The organism is Aeromonas sp. MR7, assembly GCF_963899385.1.
Taxonomy (GTDB): Bacteria; Pseudomonadota; Gammaproteobacteria; order Enterobacterales; family Aeromonadaceae; genus Aeromonas; species Aeromonas bestiarum.
Genome location: NZ_CAWQXH010000052.1, coordinates 43,297 through 65,850, shown reverse-complemented (window position 1 = coordinate 65,850; position 22,554 = coordinate 43,297). Strand labels below are relative to the sequence as shown.

Annotated in this window: 19 protein-coding genes; 9 read left to right on the top strand and 10 right to left on the bottom strand. The window is 61.7% G+C overall.

The features are described from left to right. The first annotated feature begins 68 nt into the window (after positions 1-68). Together AACW87_RS21225 and AACW87_RS21220 are read left to right on the top strand one after the other, a co-directional pair. Positions 69-1,604, top strand: a complete 1,536-nt coding sequence (locus AACW87_RS21225) for a TerC family protein (RefSeq protein ID WP_241326088.1) — start codon at positions 69-71, stop codon at positions 1,602-1,604. Positions 1,605-1,846: 242 nt separating this feature from the next. Beyond that, entirely contained in the window at positions 1,847-2,968 is a 1,122-nt protein-coding gene (locus AACW87_RS21220; RefSeq protein WP_241326087.1) for an alkene reductase, read from the top strand. Between the two features lie 108 nt (positions 2,969-3,076). Here AACW87_RS21220 and AACW87_RS21215 read toward each other — a convergent pair whose 3' ends face one another. After that, the gene (locus tag AACW87_RS21215) at positions 3,077-4,096 is read right to left on the bottom strand and encodes an adenosine deaminase (RefSeq protein WP_241326086.1); all 1,020 of its coding nucleotides are present in this window, start codon (positions 4,094-4,096) and stop codon (positions 3,077-3,079) included. A 214-nt stretch (positions 4,097-4,310) separates the two neighbouring features. On the opposite strand from AACW87_RS21215, the gene AACW87_RS21210 reads away from it, so the two are divergent. The 4 genes from AACW87_RS21210 to asnB all read left to right on the top strand — a co-directional run bounded on the left by AACW87_RS21210 (position 4,311) and on the right by asnB (position 9,067). Continuing rightward, positions 4,311-5,060, top strand: coding sequence for an HAD-IIA family hydrolase (locus tag AACW87_RS21210; RefSeq protein WP_043139434.1), 750 nt, complete (start codon positions 4,311-4,313; stop codon positions 5,058-5,060). Positions 5,061-5,151: 91 nt separating this feature from the next. After that, positions 5,152-6,726: a cation:proton antiporter family protein gene (locus AACW87_RS21205; RefSeq protein ID WP_241326085.1), complete on the top strand. Its 1,575-nt coding sequence runs from the start codon at positions 5,152-5,154 to the stop codon at positions 6,724-6,726. 114 nt (positions 6,727-6,840) lie between these two features. Continuing rightward, a complete protein-coding gene (locus AACW87_RS21200) occupies positions 6,841-7,209 on the top strand; it encodes a cupin domain-containing protein (protein WP_043556456.1) in 369 nt (122 codons plus the stop codon). Between the two features lie 193 nt (positions 7,210-7,402). Continuing rightward, the gene (gene asnB, locus AACW87_RS21195; RefSeq protein ID WP_241326084.1) at positions 7,403-9,067 is read left to right on the top strand and encodes an asparagine synthase B; all 1,665 of its coding nucleotides are present in this window, start codon (positions 7,403-7,405) and stop codon (positions 9,065-9,067) included. Positions 9,068-9,190: 123 nt separating this feature from the next. On the opposite strand, the gene AACW87_RS21190 is transcribed toward asnB, so the two are convergent. After that, positions 9,191-10,687 carry a C69 family dipeptidase gene (locus AACW87_RS21190; protein ID WP_241326083.1) on the bottom strand — a complete coding sequence of 499 codons (1,497 nt, stop codon included), beginning with the start codon at positions 10,685-10,687 and terminating at the stop codon, positions 9,191-9,193. An 835-nt stretch (positions 10,688-11,522) separates the two neighbouring features. Here AACW87_RS21190 and AACW87_RS21185 point away from each other — a divergent pair. Together AACW87_RS21185 and AACW87_RS21180 are read left to right on the top strand one after the other, a co-directional pair. Beyond that, complete coding sequence (locus tag AACW87_RS21185) at positions 11,523-12,023, top strand: thioredoxin family protein (RefSeq protein WP_241326082.1); 501 nt, start codon at positions 11,523-11,525, stop codon at positions 12,021-12,023. A gap of 61 nt (positions 12,024-12,084) precedes the next feature. Next, on the top strand, positions 12,085-12,708 hold the full coding sequence (locus AACW87_RS21180; protein ID WP_241326081.1) for a glutathione S-transferase family protein: 624 nt from the start codon (positions 12,085-12,087) through the stop codon (positions 12,706-12,708). 83 nt (positions 12,709-12,791) lie between these two features. Here the strand turns inward: AACW87_RS21180 and maiA are convergent, their stop codons facing one another. The 6 genes from maiA to AACW87_RS21150 form a co-directional block, all read right to left on the bottom strand. Beyond that, positions 12,792-13,430 (bottom strand): maleylacetoacetate isomerase, encoded by a 639-nt coding sequence (gene maiA / locus AACW87_RS21175; RefSeq protein ID WP_052159089.1) that lies wholly within the window; start codon positions 13,428-13,430, stop codon positions 12,792-12,794. 73 nt (positions 13,431-13,503) lie between these two features. Beyond that, positions 13,504-14,502, bottom strand: coding sequence for a fumarylacetoacetate hydrolase family protein (locus AACW87_RS21170; protein WP_241326080.1), 999 nt, complete (start codon positions 14,500-14,502; stop codon positions 13,504-13,506). 8 nt (positions 14,503-14,510) lie between these two features. Next, on the bottom strand, positions 14,511-15,668 hold the full coding sequence (locus AACW87_RS21165) for a homogentisate 1,2-dioxygenase (protein WP_241326079.1): 1,158 nt from the start codon (positions 15,666-15,668) through the stop codon (positions 14,511-14,513). Between the two features lie 50 nt (positions 15,669-15,718). Beyond that, entirely contained in the window at positions 15,719-16,828 is a 1,110-nt protein-coding gene (gene hppD / locus AACW87_RS21160; protein ID WP_241326078.1) for a 4-hydroxyphenylpyruvate dioxygenase, read from the bottom strand. A 260-nt stretch (positions 16,829-17,088) separates the two neighbouring features. After that, positions 17,089-17,757 carry an HAD family hydrolase gene (locus AACW87_RS21155; protein ID WP_241326077.1) on the bottom strand — a complete coding sequence of 223 codons (669 nt, stop codon included), beginning with the start codon at positions 17,755-17,757 and terminating at the stop codon, positions 17,089-17,091. Next, positions 17,754-18,413 (bottom strand): TIGR01621 family pseudouridine synthase, encoded by a 660-nt coding sequence (locus AACW87_RS21150; protein ID WP_241326076.1) that lies wholly within the window; start codon positions 18,411-18,413, stop codon positions 17,754-17,756. The genes AACW87_RS21155 and AACW87_RS21150 overlap by 4 nt, the downstream gene beginning before the upstream one ends. An 89-nt stretch (positions 18,414-18,502) precedes the next feature. Here AACW87_RS21150 and AACW87_RS21145 point away from each other — a divergent pair, with 89 nt between their 5' ends. Beyond that, positions 18,503-20,107 (top strand): GGDEF domain-containing protein, encoded by a 1,605-nt coding sequence (locus AACW87_RS21145; RefSeq protein ID WP_241326075.1) that lies wholly within the window; start codon positions 18,503-18,505, stop codon positions 20,105-20,107. Positions 20,108-20,151: 44 nt separating this feature from the next. On the opposite strand, the gene AACW87_RS21140 is transcribed toward AACW87_RS21145, so the two are convergent. Then, entirely contained in the window at positions 20,152-21,705 is a 1,554-nt protein-coding gene (locus AACW87_RS21140) for a methyl-accepting chemotaxis protein (protein ID WP_241326074.1), read from the bottom strand. Positions 21,706-21,861: 156 nt separating this feature from the next. Next, positions 21,862-22,548: a virulence factor gene (locus AACW87_RS21135; RefSeq protein WP_241326073.1), complete on the bottom strand. Its 687-nt coding sequence runs from the start codon at positions 22,546-22,548 to the stop codon at positions 21,862-21,864. Positions 22,549-22,554 lie beyond the last annotated feature (6 nt).

Below are 22,554 nucleotides of genomic sequence, written 5' to 3'. Positions count from 1 at the left end.
CGTGCTCCCACGGCCATAGTTCGCCGTCACTGACACCCGCTCTGTCTGTTTTTTATTGAGGTCATTACATGGAATTGCTGCTGGATCCCCACATCTGGGTGGGTCTGTTTACCCTGATCATTCTGGAAATCGTGCTGGGGATCGACAACCTGGTCTTCATCGCCATCCTGGTGAAAAAACTGCCCCCCGCCCAGCGGGACAAGGCCCGCATCATAGGCCTGTCGCTGGCCCTGCTGATGCGTCTGGGCCTGCTGGCGGTGATGTCGTGGCTGGTGACCCTGACCGCCCCCATTCTTCAGCTCGGCGAGCTCGTCTTCTCCGGTCGGGATCTCATCCTGATGGGCGGCGGCTTGTTCCTGCTGTTCAAGGCCACCACAGAGCTGCACGAGCGGCTTGAGGCCAACCCCGAGTCCGGCGGCCACAGCGGCGTCTACGCCAGTTTCGGTGTTGTGGTGGCGCAGATCCTGGTGCTGGATGCCGTCTTCTCGCTGGATTCCATCATCACTGCGGTGGGCATGGTGGAACACCTGGGCGTCATGATGGCGGCCGTGACCATCGCCATGCTGGTGATGGTGCTCGCCTCCAAGCCCCTGACCCAGTTCGTCAACGCCCACCCGACCGTGGTGGTGCTCTGCCTGAGCTTCCTGTTGATGATCGGCTTCAGCTTGGTGGCGGAAGGGTTTGGCTTCCATATTCCGAAGGGCTACCTCTACGCGGCCATCGGCTTCTCGGTGCTGATCGAGTTTTTCAACCAGCTCTCCCAGCGCAGCGCCGAGCGCCACGAGGCCAAGCAGCCCCTGCGCGAGCGCACCACGGCTGCCATCTTCAAGCTGATGGGCAGCAAGGCATATCAGGACAGACCGGACGATGATCTGGATGCGTCGGCGCCTGCGCCGCTGAGCTTTGGCGAGGAGGAGCGTTACATGGTGACCGGGGTCTTGTCGCTGGCCGAGCGCTCCATCCGCACCATAATGACGCCGCGCTCCGACATGGCCTGGATCGATGTCAACGACTCGCCCGAGGAGATCCGCGCCCTGCTGCAACAGGAGCCCCACAGCCTGTTCCCGGTCTGTGACGGCGATCTGGACGAGATCATAGGCGTGGTCAAGGCGCGGGATCTGCTGTTTGCCCTCAACGAGGGGCAACCGTTGAGCGAGCTGGCCAAGCAGAACGACCCCATCATAGTGCCGCAGACCATCAACGTGATCCGGCTGCTGGCGGAGCTGCGCCAGGCCAAGGGCAGCCTGATCCTGGTCTCCGACGAGTTTGGCGTCATCCAGGGACTGGTCACCACCCACGATCTGCTGGAGGCCATCGTCGGCGAACTGCCGGACGAGGACGAAACCCCGGACATGGTGCGCGACGGGGAAGGCTGGCTCATCAACGGCAGCACCAACATCCACCATGTGGAACAGGTGCTGGAACACGAGGGGCTGGTGAGCGAGAGCGACGAATACGTGACCCTGGCGGGCATGCTGCTCTCCCACTTCGGCTCCTTGCCCACCCCGGGCCAGCAACTGCAACTGCAGCAGCTCTGCTTCGAGGTGGTCGAGGTGAGCGAGCGCCGCATCGAACGGGTACGGGTCATGCCGCTGGGGACCTGAGCCCAGGTCGCGTGAACAGGGAGGGCCGAGCAGGCCCTCTTTTTATTGCGCTGTTTGTTGCACTTTTTATTGCACGACACCTCACAGTCCCTCCGCTGCCCGCTGGCGAGCCAGCGAGCGCCATCCAGCCCCCGTGCCGATGGATTGATGCCATCACTGCAATTCTTTTCTGCAATTACCCCTCTTTTTCACAGCAAGCCGCAGGGCTAGAGTGGCCTCACTCCCACCATGAGGAACTCAAGATGAGCCACGATCACCTGTTCTGCCCGCTGCGTCTGGGCCAGTTGCACCTTAACAACCGTATCGTCATGCCCCCCATGACCCGCTCCCGTGCCAGCCAGCCCGGTGATGTGGCCAATGTCATGATGGCCACCTATTACGCCCAGCGCGCCGAGGCGGGCCTCATCATCAGCGAAGGCACCCAGGTAGACCCCATGGGCAAGGGCTATGCCTGGACCCCGGGGATCCACAGCGCCGAGCAAGTGGCCGGCTGGAAGGGGGTGACAGACGCGGTACACGCCAAGGGCGGCACCATTTTCGCCCAGCTCTGGCACGTGGGCCGGGTCACCCACCCTGACAACATCGGCGGCGCCCAGCCTATCTCCTCGTCGGCCATCAAGGCCGTGGGTGTCAAGGTGTTCGTCGATAACGGCAGCGATGCCCCCGGCTTTGTGGAGACGGTCACCCCGCGCGCCATGACCCAGCAAGACATAGATGCAGTGGTGGGCCAGTTCCGCCAGGCGGCCCGCAACGCCATGCTGGCCGGCTTCGACGGCATAGAGCTGCACGCCGCCAACGGCTACCTCATCAACCAGTTCCTCGACTCCGAGTCCAACACCCGCACCGACAACTACGGCGGCTCGCTGGAAAATCGCCTGCGCTTCCTGAAAGAGGTGACAGAGGCGGTCAGTGCCGAAATCGGAGCAGACCGCGTCGGGGTGCGCCTCGCGCCGCTCACCACCCTCAACGGCACAGTCGATGCCAACCCGCAGCAGACCTATCTGGCCGCCGCCCGCTTGCTGGGGGAGCTTGATGTCGTCTACCTGCACATCGCCGAGGCGGACTGGGACGATGCCCCCCTGATGCCGGAAAACTTCAAGCAGGGGCTGCGGGACGCCTTCCCCAACCCCCTCATCTATGCGGGCAAATATGATGGCGAGCGAGCACGGGCCGCCCTCCAGGCCGGTTGGGCCGACATGATTGGCTTTGGTCGCCCCTTCGTGGCCAACCCGGATCTGCCGAGCCGGCTGCGCCACGGCTACCCGTTCGCCCCCCACGATCCGGCCACCCTGTTTGGTGGTGGCGAACAGGGGCTGACCGACTACCCAACCTATCAAGAGGCCACCGAGCCGCAATCGGCCTGATACCGGCCAGCGGCCCCTGTCGGCGCATCAGCCCGTCGAAACGCAGCAGGCCCGCCATCACTGGCGGGCCTGCTGTTTTGTGTCGCAGACGCAACCGGCCGCACGAGACTAGTAGAGGGCGACCCCGTAACAGGCGGCATAGCTCCTGATCTCCCGGGTGAGCCGTGCCTTGTCCGCCAGGCTCAGCCAGCTCGCCTCGACGGCATTGAGCGACAAGCGGCAGAGCTGATTCATGCTGGCGCCAAGGTCATGGGCCAGAGCGTGGAAGTTCGCCGCCATGTAACCGCCGAAGTAGGCGGGATCGTCGGAGTTGATGGTGACGCAGAGCCCCTGCTCCAGCAGGGTGAGCACATTGTGATGGGCCATGCGGTCAAACACCTTGAGCCGGGTATTGGAGAGGGGGCAGACGGTGAGCGGCAGCCGGGTATCGGCCAGATAGCGCAGCAGTTCGGGATCCTCTGCCGAGCGCACCCCGTGATCGATGCGGCGCACCTGCAACTCATTGATGGCCTGCCAGATGTACTCGGCAGGCCCCTCTTCACCCGCGTGAGCCACCACCGGCAGCCCCAGCTCGCGGCAGCGAGCAAACACCCGGGCAAACTTGCTGGGCGGATTGCCCTTCTCCCCCGAGTCGAGGCCGATACCGTGAATGCGGGTGAGGAACGGCATCGCCTCAGCCAGGGTGGCAAAGGCGGCCTCTTCACTCAGGTGGCGCAGAAAGCTCATGATAAGGCGCCAGCTGATGCCCAACTCCCGCTCCCCCGCCTGCAGCGCGCGTTCGATCCCGCCCAGCACGGAGGCGAAGGGCACGCCGCGGGCGGTATGGGTCTGGGGGTCGAAGAAGATCTCCACGTGCACCACCTTGTCGGCGGCGCAACGTTCCAGATAGGCCCAGGTGAGGTCGAAGAAATCCTGCTCGGTGGCGAGCACGCTGGCGCCCAGGTAGTAGAGATCGAGGAAGGTTTGCAGGCAGTCAAAATCATAGGCGGCGCGCACGCTCTCCACATCGGGCCAGGGCAGGGCCACCCCGTTGCGTTTGGCCAGGGCAAACATCAGCTCAGGCTCGAGCGTTCCTTCGATATGCAGGTGCAACTCCAGCTTGGGCAAACCGGCAATAAAGTTATCCATGATGACGGCTCCATCAACACACAGACCGCGGGATCTGCCACTCGCAGAGCGGATCCCTCCCCTCTTCTGCTCATTGTGCACCTATCTCTGATTGTGGGGGAGACTTGTCATCAAACAGACTTATAATGGCGTCACAAAAACAACATAACTGATTGAAGATATTAAGAGTTGGCGCAACTTTCCGCCGCCTCTTGCGCCTACACAAGGAGTCCCCATGAAGAAAAGTGTCATCTGTGACATCGACGGCGTCATACTGCACAACAACGATCTGGTGCCCGGTGCCGACCGCTTCGTCCATCGCCTGCTGGAGCAGGGCAGCAAGCTGTTGTTCCTCACCAACTACCCGGCCCAGACCCAGAAAGATCTGCAAAACCGCTTCCGCTCCGCCGGGATCGAGGTGCCGGAAGAGTGCTTCTACACCTCCGCCATGGGCACCGCCGATTTTCTCAAACGCCAGGATGGCAAGAAGGCCTATGTGATTGGCGAGGGGGCCCTGACCCACGAGCTCTACAAGGCAGGCTTCACCATCACCGACATAGACCCCGACTTCGTGGTGGTGGGCGAGACCCGCAACTACAACTGGACCATGATGCAGCTGGGCGCCAAGTTCGTCGATCAGGGGGCCCGCTTCATCGCCACCAACCCGGATACCCACGGCCCCATGATGCACCCGGCCTGCGGCGCACTCTGCGCTCCCATAGAGCGGATGACCGGCAAGAAGCCCTTCTATGTGGGCAAGCCGAGCGCCTGGATCATTCGCGCGGCGCTCAACCGGATGGAGGCCCACTCCGATGACACCGTCATCATAGGCGACAACCTGCGCACCGATATTCTGGCGGGCTTCCAGGCCGGTCTCGAAACCGTGCTGGTGCTCTCCGGGGTGAGCAAGGTGGCGGATATCGATCGCATGCCGTTTCGCCCGAACCACATCTTCGACTCGGTCGTGGACATAGACATCGTCTGATCGCCGGCCCGGGCATGGCGCCGCCATGCCCGTCGTCAGGCCGTCACCAGCATCTAGCCGGGGCTGACCCGCAGCCCCCGAAGGACGCGAAATGGAACCAATGATGATCGCCGTAGCCTTTGGGTGCGGCATGCTGGTCAACCTCATAGGGTTGCCACCCCTGCTGGGCTTTCTGGCCGCCGGATTCCTCCTCAACGGCATGGGCTATCACAATACCCTGGCACTGAACGAGGTCGCCGATCTCGGGGTCACCCTGCTGCTGTTCACCATAGGTCTCAAGCTCAACGTCAAGACCCTGATGCGGCGCGATGTGTGGGGCACCACCAGCGTCCATCTGCTCTGCTCCACCCTGCTGTTTACCGTGGTTCTGCTGGTGTGCAAGGGGCTGGGGCTCGCGCTGGCCCTGTCGCTGGACTGGAAGCTGGCGCTGCTGCTCGGCTTTGCCCTCTCCTTCTCCAGCACCGTCTTTGCGGTCAAGGTGCTGGAGGATCGCAGCGACATGAATGCCCTCTACGCCCGGCTCGCTATCGGGGTGCTGGTCATGCAGGATGTGTTCGCGGTGGCCTTTCTGGCGTTTTCCAGCGGCCAGTGGCCCAGCATCTGGGCACTCTGGGTGCTCGGTTTGCCGCTGCTGCGCCCCTTGCTGTTCAAACTCCTGGAGCGGGCCGGCCACGGCGAGCTGCAGGTGCTGTTCGGGATCTTCCTGGCGCTGGTGGTGGGCGCCGCCGGTTTTGAGGTAGTGGGACTCAAGCCCGATCTGGGGGCGCTCATCATCGGCATGATGCTGGCCTCCCACCCGGCCGCCGCCGGGCTGGCCAAGGCGCTGTTCAACCTCAAAGATCTTTTCCTCGTCTGCTTCTTCCTGACCATAGGTCTCAACGGCCTGCCGACCCACGATACCATGCTGCTGGCGCTGGCACTGGTGCTGGCGCTGCCGCTCAAGAGCGCGCTCTACTACCTGGTCTACAGCGGAGCCCACCTGCGGGTGCGTACCGCCCTGCTCTCCACCCTGGCGCTCACCAACTTCTCGGAGTTTGGCCTGATCGTGGCCGCCATCGCCGCCAAGGCGGGGTGGATCTCCCACGAGTGGCTGGTCGCCCTTTCACTGGCGCTGGCGGCAAGCTTCATGATCTCGGCACCGCTCAACAGCCAGAGCGAGCGGATCTACCACAAACTCGGCAGCTGGCTGCGCGGGATCCAGGCCAACACCCTGCACCCGGAGGACAGGCCCATCGAACTCGGCGATGCCGAGGTGATCATCCTCGGCATGGGCCGCATCGGCCAGGGCGCCTACTTCGAGCTGGAGAACAAGTACGGCACAGTGATCCTCGGGGTGGAGAACGACAGCGAGAAGCTGCCCACCCTGCGCGCCCAGGGGATGAACGTCATCGAAGGAGACGCCACAGATACCGACTTCTGGGACAAGGTGCTGCTCTCCAACCAGGTCAACCTGGTGCTGCTGGCCATGCCCCACCACTCGGGCAATCTCTACGCCATCGAGAAGCTGCGCAGCCACGGCTTTGCCGGCAAGATAGCGGCCATAGTCCGCTTCGAGGATGACATAGCCTCCCTGCGCGAACAGGGGGTGGATGCTGTGTTCAACGTCTACGACGAGGCGGGCAGCGGCTTCGCCCGCCATGTCATCAAGCGGTTGCAGCCACGCTGACGGCGCTTGGCAAGGTGAGACACATCGTTTACGTTATGCACGACTGTGTTTAATAAAACGAACAGACGCGGGGCCAGTATGGTCCCGCTTTTATATCCTTGCCAAGGAGGCACCATGAAGACCCTCAACGACTGGATCCTGCTCAGCAGCCACCAGGCCGCCCCCATCCCGCTGATGCCCGCCCCCGAGCGCATTAAAGCAGGCAACCCGGCGCAAACTGTCTGGAACCACTACTCGGATCCGAGCCAGCAGTTTCACGTGGGCTTCTGGGCCTGCGAGCCCGGCCGCTGGGCCATCCACTACACGGAGCACGAGTATTGCCAGCTGCTGGAAGGGGATGTGGTGATCCACGACAGTCAGGGCAGCCAGCTTGCCCTCAAACCGGGGGATCAGTTCATTATTCCGGCAGGCTTTGTCGGGCAGTGGGAGACGCTCACCCCCTGTCGCAAGCTCTATGTGATCTTCGAGCCCGCCACCGCTTGACGCGCACGTCAAGTCGCCCCTAGGTACCCGCCGCTTGATGCCCCCGTCGGCTTGACGTTTGCGGCATGATTTTGTGCGGTTTTCCCGCTTGCAAAAGGTTTTTGCGCTAGGCATTGTGATTGGCGAGGAATGTAAATGGAATTTCGAGCCCGTTCGTGGGGGGCTCCTATAAAAATCAAGAGGATTACCGCCAATGTGTTCTATTTTCGGCATTCTGGACATCAAATCCGATGCAGCAGCCTTGCGCAAATCGGCCCTGGAGATGTCCAAGCGATTGCGTCACCGCGGTCCTGACTGGTCCGGCGTCTACAGCACAGACAAAGCCATACTGGTGCACGAGCGCCTGGCCATCGTCGATCCGGGCAATGGCGCCCAGCCGCTCTACAACCCGGAGCGCACTCACGTATTGGCCGTCAACGGCGAGATCTACAACCACAAGGAACTCGAGAAGAACCTCAAGGTCGACTTCCAGTTCCAGACCCACTCCGATTGCGAGGTGCTGCTGGCCCTCTACAAGGAGAAGGGCCCCGCCTTTTTGGACGATCTCAACGGCATCTTCGCCTTCATCCTCTATGACGCCGAGCAGGATGCCTACCTGATTGGTCGTGACCACATGGGGATCATCCCCCTCTATACCGGTCGCGACGAGCACGGCAACTTCTATGTCGCCTCCGAGATGAAAGCCCTGGTGCCCGTGTGCAAGAGCGTCGAAACCTTCCCGCCGGGACATTACCTGTGGAGCAAGGATGGCGAGCTCAAACAGTGGTACAAGCGTGACTGGATGGAGTACGGTGCGGTCGAGCACAAGGTCAGCGACCGGGCTGAGCTGAAAGCCGCGCTGGAAGCGGCGGTCAAGCGCCAGCTGATGTGCGACGTGCCCTATGGCGTGCTGCTCTCCGGCGGGCTGGATTCGTCCGTCATCTCCGCCATCACCAAGATCTATGCCGCCCGCCGGGTGGAAGATGATGGCAAGAGCGAAGCCTGGTGGCCCCAGCTGCACTCCTTCGCAGTCGGCCTGGAAGGCTCGCCGGATCTCGCCGCCGCCCGCAAAGTGGCCGATCACCTCGGCACCATCCACCACCAGATCCACTTCACAGTGCAAGAGGGGCTGGATGCCCTGCGCGACGTCATCTATCACCTCGAGACCTATGACGTCACCACCATCCGCGCCTCCACCCCCATGTACCTGATGGCGCGCTACATCAAGGCGATGGGCATCAAGATGGTGCTGTCGGGCGAGGGCTCGGACGAGCTGTTCGGCGGTTACCTCTACTTCCACAAGGCGCCGAACGCCAAAGAGTTCCACGAGGAGAACGTGCGCAAGCTCGCCTCCCTGCACCTCTATGACTGCCTGCGGGCCAACAAGTCCATGGCCGCCTGGGGCGTGGAGGGTCGCGTGCCCTTCCTCGACAAGGAGTTCATGGACGTGGCGATGCGCCTCAACCCTGCCGACAAGATGTGCGGCAACGGCAAGATCGAGAAACACATACTGCGCGAAGCCTTCGAGGAGCTGTTGCCCCACGAAGTGGCCTGGCGCCAGAAGGAGCAGTTCTCCGACGGCGTGGGCTACTCCTGGATTGACAGCCTCAAGGCCATGGTCGAGACCGAAGTGACGGATCAGATGTTTGAGGCGGCGGCGTTCCGCTTCCCCGTCAACACCCCACTCACCAAGGAGGCCTACTACTACCGCGCCATCTTCGACGAGCACTTCCCGCTGGAGTCCGCCGCCCGTACCGTGCCCTACGGCAAGTCGGTCGCCTGCTCTACCCCGACCGCCTTGGAGTGGGATGCCAAGTTCAAGGAAATGGCCGACCCGTCCGGTCGCGCCGTGATGGACGTCCACCAGCAGAGTTACTGATCCGCTGACGGATATCCTGGCCAACCAGCCAACAACAAAGCCCCTCGCGAGGGGCTTTTATTTTTTGGTCATGGCGATGGCGCTCGTCAGCTCAGCTGGCCGATGTTGCCGCGTTGAGCGGCATCAATCCTTTTTCGCCTTGTTGGCAAAGAAGATATCGGCCTGAATATCCTGAGTTCGCACCGTGAAGACCTGGTTGGTCAGATCGTCGGTCAGTGCTTCCGCATCCTTCATCACCCGCAGATTGAAGTCGTTGAGCATACGGTTGGCGGCGGCCTTGTCTGTTTTGACCGTTTTCAGATAGCTGGCTTCCATCTCTTTCTGCTCGTTGGCGATCTTCGCCTCCCAGCTCTGGTAAGCCTGCTTCACCATGGGCGCCAACTTGGGGTAATCCGTCATCACCAGGGTCTGCAGTTTGCGATATTTCCAGTAGATGGAGTCGCTGTCCGCCTTGTCGCTGCCCAGGGCATAGTGGGCCGGATAGGCCTCCAGACCGCTGTAATAGGGAACGAAGGCGGTCAAGTCTGCCATGCCGAGGCCCACATAGGTCACCTCCCCCACCTCTCTCGGCATCCAGGGGCGCACTTGCATCACATGGGCCTCGTAGGTGCGAAACACGCTGATGGGGCGCCACGGCTCCTGGCCGTTCAACCCTTTGCCGTAAGGGTCGTGCTCGGTGCCGTCATAGTGATTGCGCAGCACCGCCTTGACCTCATCCAGGGTCATCTTCTTCTCGGGTATCAGGGTGACAGGGAATTGGCGACCGGCCTCCACCGCCTGCTTGAGCGAGGGGTTGAACATCTGCTGTATGGTCCAGACCCGGGGATCGTTATAGGTACGATCCCGCTCGTCGTCGCGGGTATAGGCCTGCGAGAAATTGAACGTCCCATCCTTTTGTGGCTGGTAGAGCCCCTTCTCGGTGGCAAACTCGACCAGATTTTTCGAGCCCATCATGTCGGCACTGGCAGAATCGTAGTGCTGCAGGCGACCCTGATTGCCAGAAGCAAAATACTGGTCCTTGGGCAGACGCTGCGCCATCCAGTGGTGACCTGTGGCTGTCTCCAGATACCAGAGCTCGTTGTCATCCACCACGGCGACGCCAAACCCCTCCCCCGCCCCCAGGGTCTCTATGATGTTGCCCAGCAGGGCGACCGCCTCGCGGGCCGAGGTGGCGCGCGAAAGCAGCACATCGGGAATGTCGTCCTCGGTGATCCCCTTGTCCTCGACATAGGGATCGAAGGCGAGCGCCTCGGGTGAGGCGAAAATGGATTCGGTGCCGCTGACCCCGACGCCTTTCTCGTTGAAGCCTGTGGCGCCGTGCAGCTGGGTCTTCCAGTTCGGCACAGTGGTGTAACGCAGGGAGTTTTTCGGCAAGGGGTAGCTGAAATCATTGGCGCCGTTGTGGGCTTTGGAACTGTGCACGCCGCTCTGGCCCTGTTTCGCCGGATGGATCACGAAATGCTGGGCTTTCAGCGCATCGCTGTCGGCACTGCGGGCCACCATCATGGAGCCATCGGCGCTGGCCTCGCTGCCGACCAGCAAGGTGGTGCAGGCGAACGCCGACGAGAAGAGGGCAAGGTTGATGGAGAGTGCGACGACGCACTTCTTGAAGGAATGCATGATATCTCCTTGTTGCAAAATTAACGTGAAATACCCCTTCCCATCTAGCGATGGATATAGCTGACAGGGTGACACGCTTGATAAACCTGAATGCCATGAGCCATGTCGACGGGTTATCAATGCCGCTAACTGTTTATGCCCATGACAATTTTCAAAGGCAGGTTAATTCTCGATACGCAACCGGTTCGCATCTATTATGGGTGCGACGATGTTAGGTTTTATCGACTATCACAAACGTGATAACAGGCTCAAAACACCAAAAATATATTAAATATCAATTTAAAGTATCGATATGCACAACCAACACAGCGCAAGCATGACGCTTCCCGGCGCTCGCCAAGGAGTGAGCTGAACCACAGCTGTATCACCAACACAGATGAAACCTCAGCAAAACAATATTTTATATATGGGTTCGGTCAAATATACAGAGATATGAAATCCACCTTTATCGCCAGCGTGACGGGTATTATGTTCCATGGCGCTGAATACCAGCGAGCACATGACGGCCGCTTATTATTCGCCATTTTCCCGCATCAATATCCCAAGGGACAGGCTCTGTATTCCACTCTCCTCATTTCATTCCCTGAAGCAGCCGGCAGATGACTCGCCGCCGGCCAACGGGATATAGATCTGCGGCAGACCCAAGTTAAGGCCCTTGGCTGTCTCGCCAATCCATCCGGGCGGCCAACACGGCCACACCGACAAAGGCACCTTTCTGACCCATCATTCCCATTTTTCGCATATGCCCTGCCACTCTTGCCGCTTGGCGAAGGGGTTCGCTCGTGTCACATTGTTGCGGCTTGGAAGCAACGAACAACAACACAAGGAGAAGAGGATGAAGCGACTGCTATTGCCGCTGCTGCTTGGCACGGCCCTGTTCCATGGCGAGGCGTACAGCGCCGGCCATCTCTGGACCAGCACACTGCCCGATTACAGTCAGGGGTATGACGAGCGGCGGGATCCGGCGCAGGATCTGGCCGCCGCAACCACCAAAGCCAGTGCCGAGGGCAAGAAGGTCCTGCTGCTGGTGGGCGGTGAGTGGTGCAGCTGGTGCCAGGAGATGAACCACTTCCTGGACCGGGAGCCAGCCCTTGCCAGCCAGTTCAACCAGACCTTCGTGGTGGTCAAGGTGAACGTCAGCAAGGCGAACAAGAACGAGCCCTTCCTAAAACGCTACCCCGAGTATCTTGGGGTGCCCCACTTCTACGTGCTGGATGCCAAAGGCAAGTTGCTGGAGTCTTTCAACACAGGGCTGCTGGAGAAGGGAAAGAGCTACGACGAGGCGAAATTCGGCAAGTTTATCGCCTTCTTCCAGCCCAAGACGGCCCGCAGCTGACCCGCCAATCGATGAAACCCTGTCATGGATAAGCCCCGACTCACCACACAAGGACGAAGAGATGATACGGATATTGGGCAAGGCCTCGTCAATCAATGTGCGCAAGGTGCTGTGGACCTGCGCCGAGACGGGTCTCCCTTTCGAGCTGGATGAGTGGGGAGCGGGCTTCAAGCCGACGGATACCCCTGAATTCCTGGCAATGAACCCGAACGCCATGGTGCCTGTCATTCAGGACGGCGACTTCACACTGTGGGAATCAAATACCATCATCCGCTACCTGGCGGCGCGCTATGGTGAAGCCACTCTCTATCCAGTCGAGGCACGCGCGAGGGCCATGGTCGATCAATGGATCGATTGGCAAGCATCGGATTTGAACGCCGCCTGGCGCTACACATTCCTGTCGCTGGTCAGGCATTCGCCCTTGCATCAGGACAGCCGGGCACTCAGCGCGGGATGTGCGGATTGGTCCAGATACATGCAGATCCTGGATCGACATCTCCAGGCAACCGGTGCTTATGTGGCTGGGAGCCGCTTCTCGCTCGCGGATATTCCCATCGGCCTGTCGGTCAACCGCTGGCTGGAAACGCCGTTTGACCGGCCACCACTGCTGGCCGTGAATGACTACTACCAGCGATTGAGTGAACGGCCCGGCTTTTGCCTGTATGGATGCAACGGGACGCCATGAGGTGAATCGAGCGGGAGGGGGACAACAGCGTTGAGCAGTGCGGGTTGGGCCTGTGTCATGCAGCCCAACCCGCATGCACAATATCAGACCTGCGCATCCGGCTGCTGCTCTGGCGCGGCCTTGATAAAGGCCTGCAGCTGCTCGCAGTTGGCGACGATGCGGGCGATGGTGGGATACTCATCCAGGGTCATGTCATAGCGGCGGGCGTTGTAGACCTGGGGCACCAGCATGCAGTCGGCCAGAGTCACCTCGTTGCCGACGCAATAGACGCCTGCCGTGGTCATCAACAAGGGTTCGAGTACCCTGAAGGTCTCGTCGATCCAGTGGCGATACCAGGCATCACGCTGTGCCTTGCCCAGTCCCAGCTCCTGCTCCAGATAGTTGAGCACCCGCAGGTTGTCGAGCGGGTGCGTGTCGCAGGCGATCATGTTGACTATCTGGCGCACCCTGGCTCGCGCCTGGGCGGCCGAGGGCATCAGCGGATAGGCGGGATAGGTCTCGTCGAGGTACTCCATGATGGCAACCGACTGACCGAACTGCACATCCCCGTCGATGAGAAAGGGCACCAGCCCCTGGGGGTTGATGCGATGATAGGCCTTCTCGCGCTGCTCGCCCTGCCGCAGGTTGACTGGGTGATGCTCGTAATCGAGCCCCTTGAGCTGCATCACGATCCGCACCCGATAGCTTGCCGATGAACGCCAATATCCAAACAACTGCAACATAATCTGTCCCTGTGTTGGCAGGTGCAAGGGCACCTGCCGTTCACCAGTCGGCTCTGTGCCCGCACTGGCTCCTTCACGTGATCTGGCTGACATCCTGTTGCGTGACTTTTTGCAAAATGGTGCCAAACAGACTCATCCCGTTGCGATCCTGCATCGCGATGGACACTGTATCACCAAAGCGCAGAAAGGGTGTAGTGGCTTGACCTGACTCGATAATTTCCAACATGCGCAGCTCGGCGAGGCAGGAGGATCCGGCACTGCGGTCATAGTTGGAGACTGTCCCTGAGCCTATGATACAGCCCGCCCCGAGCGGTCGGGTTTTGGCGGCGTGGGCGACCAGCTCATGGAAGTTGAAGGTCATGTCCACCCCGGCATTGGGGGCACCGAACAGGGCGCCGTTGAGATAAGTTTCCAACGGCAGATGCACCTTGCCCTCCTGCCAGTCGCTCCCCAGCTCGTCCGGGGTGATGGCCACCGGCGAGAAGGCGCTCGACGGTTTGGACTGGAAGAAGCCAAAGCCCTTGGCAAGCTCGCCCGGGATCAGGTTGCGCAGGCTCACGTCGTTCACCAGCATCAGCAGCTTGACATGGGCGGCCGCCGCCTGCGGGCTCGTCCCCATGGGCACGTCGTCCGTGATGATGGCCACCTCCGACTCGAAATCGATACCCCACTCCTCGGAACCCATGACGATTGGGCCGCGGGGGGCCAGGAAGCAATCCGAGCCGCCCTGGTAGATCAGGGGATCGTGCCAGAAGCTTTCCGGCATCTCGGCGCCGCGGGCCTTGCGCACCAGTTCCACATGGTTGACGTAGGCGCTGCCGTCGGCCCACTGGTAGGCACGGGGCAAGGGCGAGAGACACTCACTCTCATCAAACGGGAAGGCATCGGCACAGGTGCCATCGTTGAGGGTCTGATAGACGGCGGCCAGCTTGGGCTCGGTCTCGGCCCACTCATCGAGGGCCGCCTGCAGGGTGGGGGCGATGGACGCCACCCGCACCGCACGGCTCAAATCCCGACTGACCACTACCAGGGCGCCATCGCGCTTGCCATTGTTCAAGGTTGCAAGTTTCATAAAAATCCTTATTTGCCGGTGGCAGTCATGAGGTCCGGGCGCTGCCAGCTGCTGACGTAGCGCGGGTTCTCCACCCCTTCGCACAAGCCGCCAACATTGAGCGCATCGCGGGTATCCAGCATCACGGCCACCTCGTCGGTGAACTTCTTGGCATAGGCCTGCCCCGCCGCAAACGCCTTGGGATGGGGGCCGTGGGTGAAACCTGCGGGGTGGAAGGTGACCATGCCCCGCTCGATATTGTCCCGGCTGAAGAAGTCCCCGGCGTGGTAGAAGAGCACCTCGTCGTAGTCGTCATTGCTGTGATAGAAGGGCACCTTGAGGGCGCCGGGGTCGCTCTCTATGGGGCGCGGCACGAAGGTGCAGACGACGAACCGGCTCGCCACGAAGGTGGAGTGAGCCGAGGGCGGCAAGTGGTAGCGGTGGCTCATCAGCGGGCGAATGTCGCGCCAGTTGAGGCGCACCACGCACAAGTCCCCGTGCCAGCCCAGCGCATCCAGCGGGTTGAAGGGCCAGGTGATGACGGAGACCTGGTTGTGACGCTTGACCTGCAGCGACCAGGGATTTTCATCCTGCTGGGCCAAAAAGGCCGGGTCTATGGCGGGTACATCCAGCGCCGCCGGATCGAAGATGGCGTGATTGCCCACCAGCCCCTTGTCCGGCAGCTGATAGCTGTCGTTGGTCGCCTCTATCATCAGGATGAACAGGGGCGCCGTGGGTTCGATACGCCACATGGTGCCACGGGGGATCACCACATAGTCGCCGTCCCGCAAGGTCAGGTGGCCGTAGTCGCAGTAGAACTCCCCGCTCCCCTCGTGGATGAACAGCAGCTCGTCGCCGTCGGCGTTGCGCACCAGAAACGGCATCGCCTCCTGCAGGCGCCACATCCGGTAGCGACAGTGGGCATTGTGCAGAATATCCGGCATCACCCAGGGAGAGAGGGAGCTCACCTCCTCCTGCAGACCGTTCAAGTCAAACGCCCTCGGCCGCAGCGGCCCCTCCCAGTTGGTCCAGTCGGTGGGGGCGTGCTTGTGGTGCATGTGAGTGGCGGGGCCGAAGAAACCGGCTCGCCCCAGTTCGCGCTCATAGATGGCCTGCTCGGGCAGATCGGCATGAGCCTGGCGGGAGTGGGTCCCCTCCCGATGGGGAAAGCTTATCCAGTTACGCATCGCCAAATACCTCGCATGAGTGGAGCACGGTTCGATGAAGTCGGATCCCGTTACGCATCGCTGGGCTCTCCGCTCAAGACGCCACGGCGGATCTGATCCAGTTCAATGGATTCGAACAGTGCCTGGAAGTTGCCCTCGCCAAACCCCTCGTTGCCCTTGCGCTGGATGATCTCGAAGAACACCGGGCCTATGACGGTGTCGGTGAAGATCTGCAACAGGATGCCATCTTTCGTCGGCGAGCCGTCGATCAGGATCCGCAGCGCTTTGAGCGCCTCCAGATCCTCCTGATGGCCCTCGACCCGGCTGTTGACCTTCTCGTAATAGGTGTCCGGCGTCGGCATAAAACCGGTACCGCGGCCACGCAGGGTACGTATGGTCTGGTAGATGTCGCTGGAGGCCAGGGCTATGTGCTGGATCCCCTCTCCCTTGTACTGGCGCAGGTACTCCTCGATCTGGGACTTGTCGTCGGAGGATTCGTTGATGGGGATCCGAATTTTGCCACAGGGGGCCGTCATGGCACGGGAATGCAGACCGGTCAGCTTGCCTTCGATGTCGAAGTAGCGAATTTCGCGAAAGTTGCCGATCCGCTCATAGAAGTTCGACCAGACATCCATGTTGCCGCGCTGGACGTTGTGGGTCAGGTGATCTATCTCGTAAAGCCCGGCATCCACCTCGGCCATGCGCGCCTGCCAGTCCGGGTAGAAGACGAAATCCACGTCATAGATGGAGCCCTTGTCGCCGTAGCGGTCGACAAACGACAGCGTGCTCTCGCCTATGCCGTAGATAGCGGGGATGTTGAGCTCCATGGGCCCTATCTTGCCGACGAAGGGCTTGGCGCCCTTGGTGATGGCAAATTGCTGGGCCTTGCCCGCATCCGCCACCCGAAACGCCATGCCGCAGACGCTCGGCCCGTGCAGGCTGGCGAACTGCTCCGCCTGGGAGTGGGGCTCGGCGTTGACCACGAAGTTGATGTCGCCCTGACGGTAGAGCCAGCACTGCTTGTGCTTGTGTTGTGCCACCTCGGCAAAGCCCAGCGAGACAAACAACGCCTTGAGGGCGGCTATGCCTTTGGCATCCGGCGCCGTGTACTCGACGAATTCGAAACCATCGGTGCCGAGGGGATTGATGGTATGGGAACGGGAAGAGGAAGTGGTCGTCATGATGCGCTCCTTGCAATGTGCTGATGACTGAAAGTGGTTAAAGCGGGTTGACGCAGCGGCGCACTGTCAGGCCGGCCACTGCGTCAATCGGTCCATTGTTAACAACTTGTTTCATTAGAAGCAGGTGCGCGGCAGAAGAGAAGAGGCGGGTTTCAGATAGTTTCCCCGCCCCCTCGCCAAAAGATGTAAATAGATTGTGACGTTGAGGCTGCAGCCTTGCGGATCGCCCCACGGCGACCCGGCAGGCTGTCAGCTTTCCCTTACAGCCGCCACTGTTTGGGCACTATGCGGGGCAAGCGCGCCTGCGCTTTTTGCAGGCGACTCGGGGTGGGGTTGATGAGCCAGGCCTGTGCCCCCAGCGCCAGCAACGGCAGATCGTGCAGGCTGTCGCTCAAGCTGAGTACCGCGGCGAGGGCGCGGATCTCGGGCAGGATCTTGTGGCGGCCGTGGCAGTAAAAAAGCGGCATCAGACCGCCGCAGCGGTAGTGCATCCGCGAGCCCAGGGTGCAATGGGGCAACGTGCCGGGCAGTTGTTGATAGAGCTGGGCGCGTACCAGGGCGCGGGGGCTGGCGGAGATCACCCAGCAGCGCTCGTGCACGTCCGCCAGCAAGGCGCGCGCCTCGCGAAACAGGCCGGGCCGGGTGCGGCAGTAAGCCCGCACCAGTTTGCGCCAGCCCAGGGGCGAGAGCCCCAGGGTGATGGCCCACCAGATCAGCGAAATCCCCCGTCTGCGCTGGCTGGGTACAAGGTACACTAGGCCACCCAGCGCGATCACCGGCAGCAGCAACAACGGCCAGAGGCGGCGACGCAATATGTAACGCAGCAGGCCGGCGTGGCTGTCGCCCGGGGCCAGGGTGTCGTCAAAATCCGCCAGGATCCAGCCGCTGGCGGGCACCGGATTCTCCGGCAGCGCCTGAGCGCCGCTCATTCGCTCAATCCCGCGATGGCGGCATCGAGCGAGGGGGCGAGAAACATCTCACCCTCATCGGGGGGACAGATAAAATCGAATGCTTCGTCTGCCAGGGTGAAACTTAGGCGCCAGGCGTGCAGGTAGCCGCGATCGGCCGCCGTGCCGCCGTAGCGCTCATCCCCCAGAATGGGCGCCCCTATGCTTTTGAGGGCGACCCGGATCTGGTGGGTCTTGCCGGTCTGGGGCTTGATGCGGTAGAGGCGCAAGCCCTCGCGCACCGGCACAGAGTCGAACCAGCTGATGGCGGGGTTGTCCAGGCTGCGCGCCAGCATCCAGCTGCCGCCACGCCCTTTTTGCATGTCCCCCTTGACCCAGCCCTGCTTCTTCTTGGGCTTGCGATCGGAGAGGGCCAGATACTGCTTGCGCACCTGCCGGTCCGCAAACGCCATGCTGAGCGCCCGGTTCGCCGTCGTGGTACACGCCAGCAACACCAGCCCGGAGGTCATTTTATCGAGCCGATGGACGGGATAGAGAACGAGCCCTGTGTCGGCCTTGACCCGACTGACCAGGCCCGGATTGACCAGACCGGACTCGTCGGTCTCGTCGTGCATGCCAAGGCCGGGCCCCTTGTTGATCACCATGAAATCTTTGTGCTGCGCTAGTATCCGGTACATCAATAACCCTTTAGAATCTGTTTCATTACAAGAATATGACCCTCTCAAGGGGTCGCACCCCATGAACACTCAGAACAAGACTCGCACGGATGAAGAGATGCTTGCTTTGGTTGCTGCTGATTGGCGCCAGTCACGCCATGCCCCTACGGGCCAGCGAATCCCCGCTTGAAGCGCCGGAACATGTGGTGCTCCAGCTGCGCTGGCTGCACCAGCCCCAGTTCGTTGGCTATCACATGGCCAAGGCCAAGGGCTTCTATGCCATGGCCGGACTGGACGTGGAGATAAGGCCGGGTGGCAAGGGCATAAGCCCGGTGGAGGAGGTGCAAAGCGGTCGCGCCGACTTTGGCGTGGGCAACACAGAGGTGCTGACCGCCTATGCCAAGGGCACGCCCTTGCTGGCGCTCGCCTGCGTCTTTCAGCACTCCCCGTCCATCTTCCTGGCCCGCCGTGACAGCGGCATTCTCACCGTTGATGGCATGCGTGGCAAACGGATCATGATGTTTTCCGCCCATCAGGACGCCGAGTTGCTGGCCACCCTTTACTATCAGGGCCTCAATGAGCACCAGCTCACCCCGATCCAGACCTCGGTCAATATCGAGGATCTCATCGAGGGCCGGGTCGATATCTTCAACGCCTACCTCAGCAACGAGCCCTTCTATCTGGAAGAGCGCGGCATCCCCGTCTCCGTCATCAACCCGCGCAATTACGGCATCGACTTCTACAGCGACATACTGTTCACCACCCAGGCGCAGGAGCAGGCCCACCCGGACCGGGTGGCGCGTTTTCGCGCCGCCAGTCTCGAGGGGTGGCGCTATGCCCTCGCCCACCCCCAGGAGGCCATCGCCCTGCTGCGCAAGGCGTACGGCGTCAACCGCAGTCAGGCCCACATGGAGTACGAGCTGCAGGTGAGCAAGGAGATGATCCAGCCGCTCTATGTGGAGATCGGGTATATGAACCCGGATCGCGTCACCCACATCATGCAGCAGCTGGCCGAGATCGGCCTCATTCCCAAGCCGGTGCCGCTGACCGGCTTTCTCTATCAGGCCCCCTCCGAGCAATGGGTCTTCTGGCGCCCCTGGTTTTTGCTGAGTCTGACGGCTTGCGCGCTGATCCTGCTGCTGGCTGTCTACCTGCTGGTATGCAACAAGCGCCTCAATCGCGAGATCGCCCTGCGCCAGCAGCGGGAAGAGGAGATATTGCAGCTGGCACGGCGAGATCCCCTCACCGGCCTGCCCAACCGCCTGAGCCTGATGGAGCGGCTGGAGGCGCAGATCATGAGCCCCAGCCCAGGTTGTCTGCTGTTTTGCGATCTCAACAACTTCAAGCAGGTCAACGACGGCTTTGGCCACAGCTACGGGGATGCCATCCTCTGCCAGCTGGCGGAGCGGATCACCCGCAGCCTCAACCACCAGCGCTTCTTCGCCAGGCTGGCCGGTGACGAGTTCGTGCTCTTGCTGCCCGATCAGGATCTGGGCGAAGCCGAGACCATAGCCGAGGTGATCCGGATGGCCATGGCCCAGCCTTTTCAGGTCAACGAGCATCTGCTGGCGGTCGGCATCAGCGTCGGCATCAGTCAATACCAGCCTGGGTGGCGCGCCGAGCAGTGGCTGATCCACGCCGATCGCGCCATGTACAACGACAAGGGGATCGAGCTGGCCCCCGCCAATGCCGGCCAGGGGGCGAGCTCAGCCTGACTGATGACGTCAGACCCGCTCCAACACCAAGGGCGCAGGCAGGCTTAGCCGAAGGTCTGCCCCAGAGATTTGAGCTGTCTGGCCTTGGTCAGCAGGATCTCGCTCGACTCGTCCACATCCTGCATCTTGTTGCTGTTGGCGTGGGAGTGCTGGGAGATGAGGTTGACGTTCTGGCTGATGTCCTCGACCACCGCCTGTTGCTGCTCCGCCGCCGCCGAGATCTGGGCCGAGAAGTCCATCACCAGCTCGATTTCGGCCAGCACCTGATGCAGGCTGCCGGAGCCCTGCCGGGTCATCTCCACACAGGCCTGGGTCTGTTGCAGGTTGTTCTGCATCATCCCCTTCCAGCCATTCAGGGTGCGCTGGATCTGGCTGATGCTGCTCTGGATCTGCTCGGTCGCCTTGTGGGTACGGGTCGACAGGGTGCGCACCTCGTCCGCCACCACAGCGAAGCCCCGCCCCTGCTCACCCGCCCTGGCCGCCTCGATGGCGGCATTGAGCGCCAGCAGGTTGGTCTGATCGGCTATGCCCTGGATCTCCCCCATCAGCACCCCGATGCGATCCGATTCGCTGGCCAGCGCCACCGCCGAGGCAAAGGCATGCTCCGCCTCCGTCGCCAGCTCGGTGATCTTGCGTTCCGTGTCGATGAGCTGGCGATCCGTGTGCTGGCAATGGGTCTTGGCCTGGGCTATCTGGCTGTTGGTGTCCTGGATGTTGCGGGCTATCTCCTGCGCCGTGCTCGCCATCTGCGTGATGGCGGCCGCCATCTGCTGGGTCTGGGCATCCTGCTCGGCAATGTCCGAGCTGGCCTCGCTGGAGGCGCTCTTCAGGTGCACCGCCAGATCCTGCAGGGCGTGGGTGGCATCATCCACCCGCCCCAGCACGGTCCGGATGCGGGCCTGCAGCAGCTTGATGTGAAAATCGGCGATGGCACTCGGCTCCTGCCCCGAATAGATGAGCCGGGTCAGGCTGTCATACTCCTCAGCCAGTTGCTGCAAGTAGCGCGGGGTGGTGATGAGCTCGTGGCGATAGAGCAGTCCCAGCAGCACCAGCGGCAGCGCCATATAGAGTGGCGCCCAGGAGCCAAGCTGCACGGCCCCCAGCCAGGCCAGCGCCAGCAGCCCAGCCCCGGCGACCCCGTGGCGCAGCCGTGACAGGGAGAGACGGGGCTGGCGACCCCCTTGTTCGGCGGCGCGCAAGCGGGCATAGGTGCGGGCGGCAATGGCCTTCATCTGCGGATCGGCGCGGCAGCGCACCGACTGGTAACCGTTGACCTTGCCCTGCTCGAAGATGGGGGTGACATAGGCATCCACCCAGTAGTAGCGGCCATCCTGGCAGCGGTTCTTCACCATGCCGCGCCACGGCTGGCCCTGCTTGAGCTTGCCCCACAGATCGGCAAACGCCGCCTTGGGCATGTCGGGGTGGCGCACCATGTTGTGGTGCTGGCCCACCAGTTCGGCGCGGCTGTACCCGGCCACCCGGCAGAAATGATCGTTGGCGTAGGTGATCACACCCTGCAGATCCGTGGTGGAGACCAGCTGTTCATCGGCAGGGAAATCCACTTCCTGATCAACAAGATGGGTCTTTTGTTCACGCATGTCGCACTCCCTTCTGAGCCATTGCTCAACAAAGTGTTGGGAAGTGGTCAGACCCTGTAAAGGGCGGCATGAGCAGAGTGTGACAAGGGATACCGAAACAACATTTAGCAGGAAGAGTGGCCGAACATGAGCTAGCGCACCCGTCAGGTCAGACCATTACTGCCAGGAGAGGTGACTGGTGATGGCCTTGAACAGCACCGGATAATCGTCCTTGAAATGATGTGAACCGGGCAGGGTCACAGTGGTCACGTTGGGCTGCTGCAACCGGGGGCAGAGCCGCACGGAGGAGTCGTCATCCGCCCCCTGCATGCAGAGCATGGGCAGAGAGTGGATGGCATTGACCTCGGGCTGGGTGGGGTAACTGCCTGCCTTGTCGTGGGTCACCATGTCGCTGACATGGATCTCGAAATCGGAGGCAGTCGAGGGGGAGAGCATCACGGCCCCCACCAGGCTCTTGCGATAGGGCTCGGGCAGCCGGTTGATGACGAAGGGCACTATCTCGGCCCCGAAGGAGAAGCCCACCAGCAGCCAGCGCTGGCGCCCCCAGCGGGACTGGTAATCCGCCAGCACGCGCACCAGATCGGCGGTAACCTGCTGCGGATCCTTCTTCTTCCAGTAGTAGGTGAGCGAGCTCCAGCCCACCACCGGCATGCCGTGCTGCTGAAACTGGGCACTCAGCCCCTTGTCGAGCGCCGCCCAGCCACCATCCCCGCTGAGAAACACCACCATGGGTGCCGCCGAGGCTTGCGCCACCGGCAGCTCCACCAGACCCAGATCCTCTTTCACCGACGCGGCAAAGAGCGGAAATGCACAGCACACCAACAGCAATAACAGGGCTCTCATGGCCGA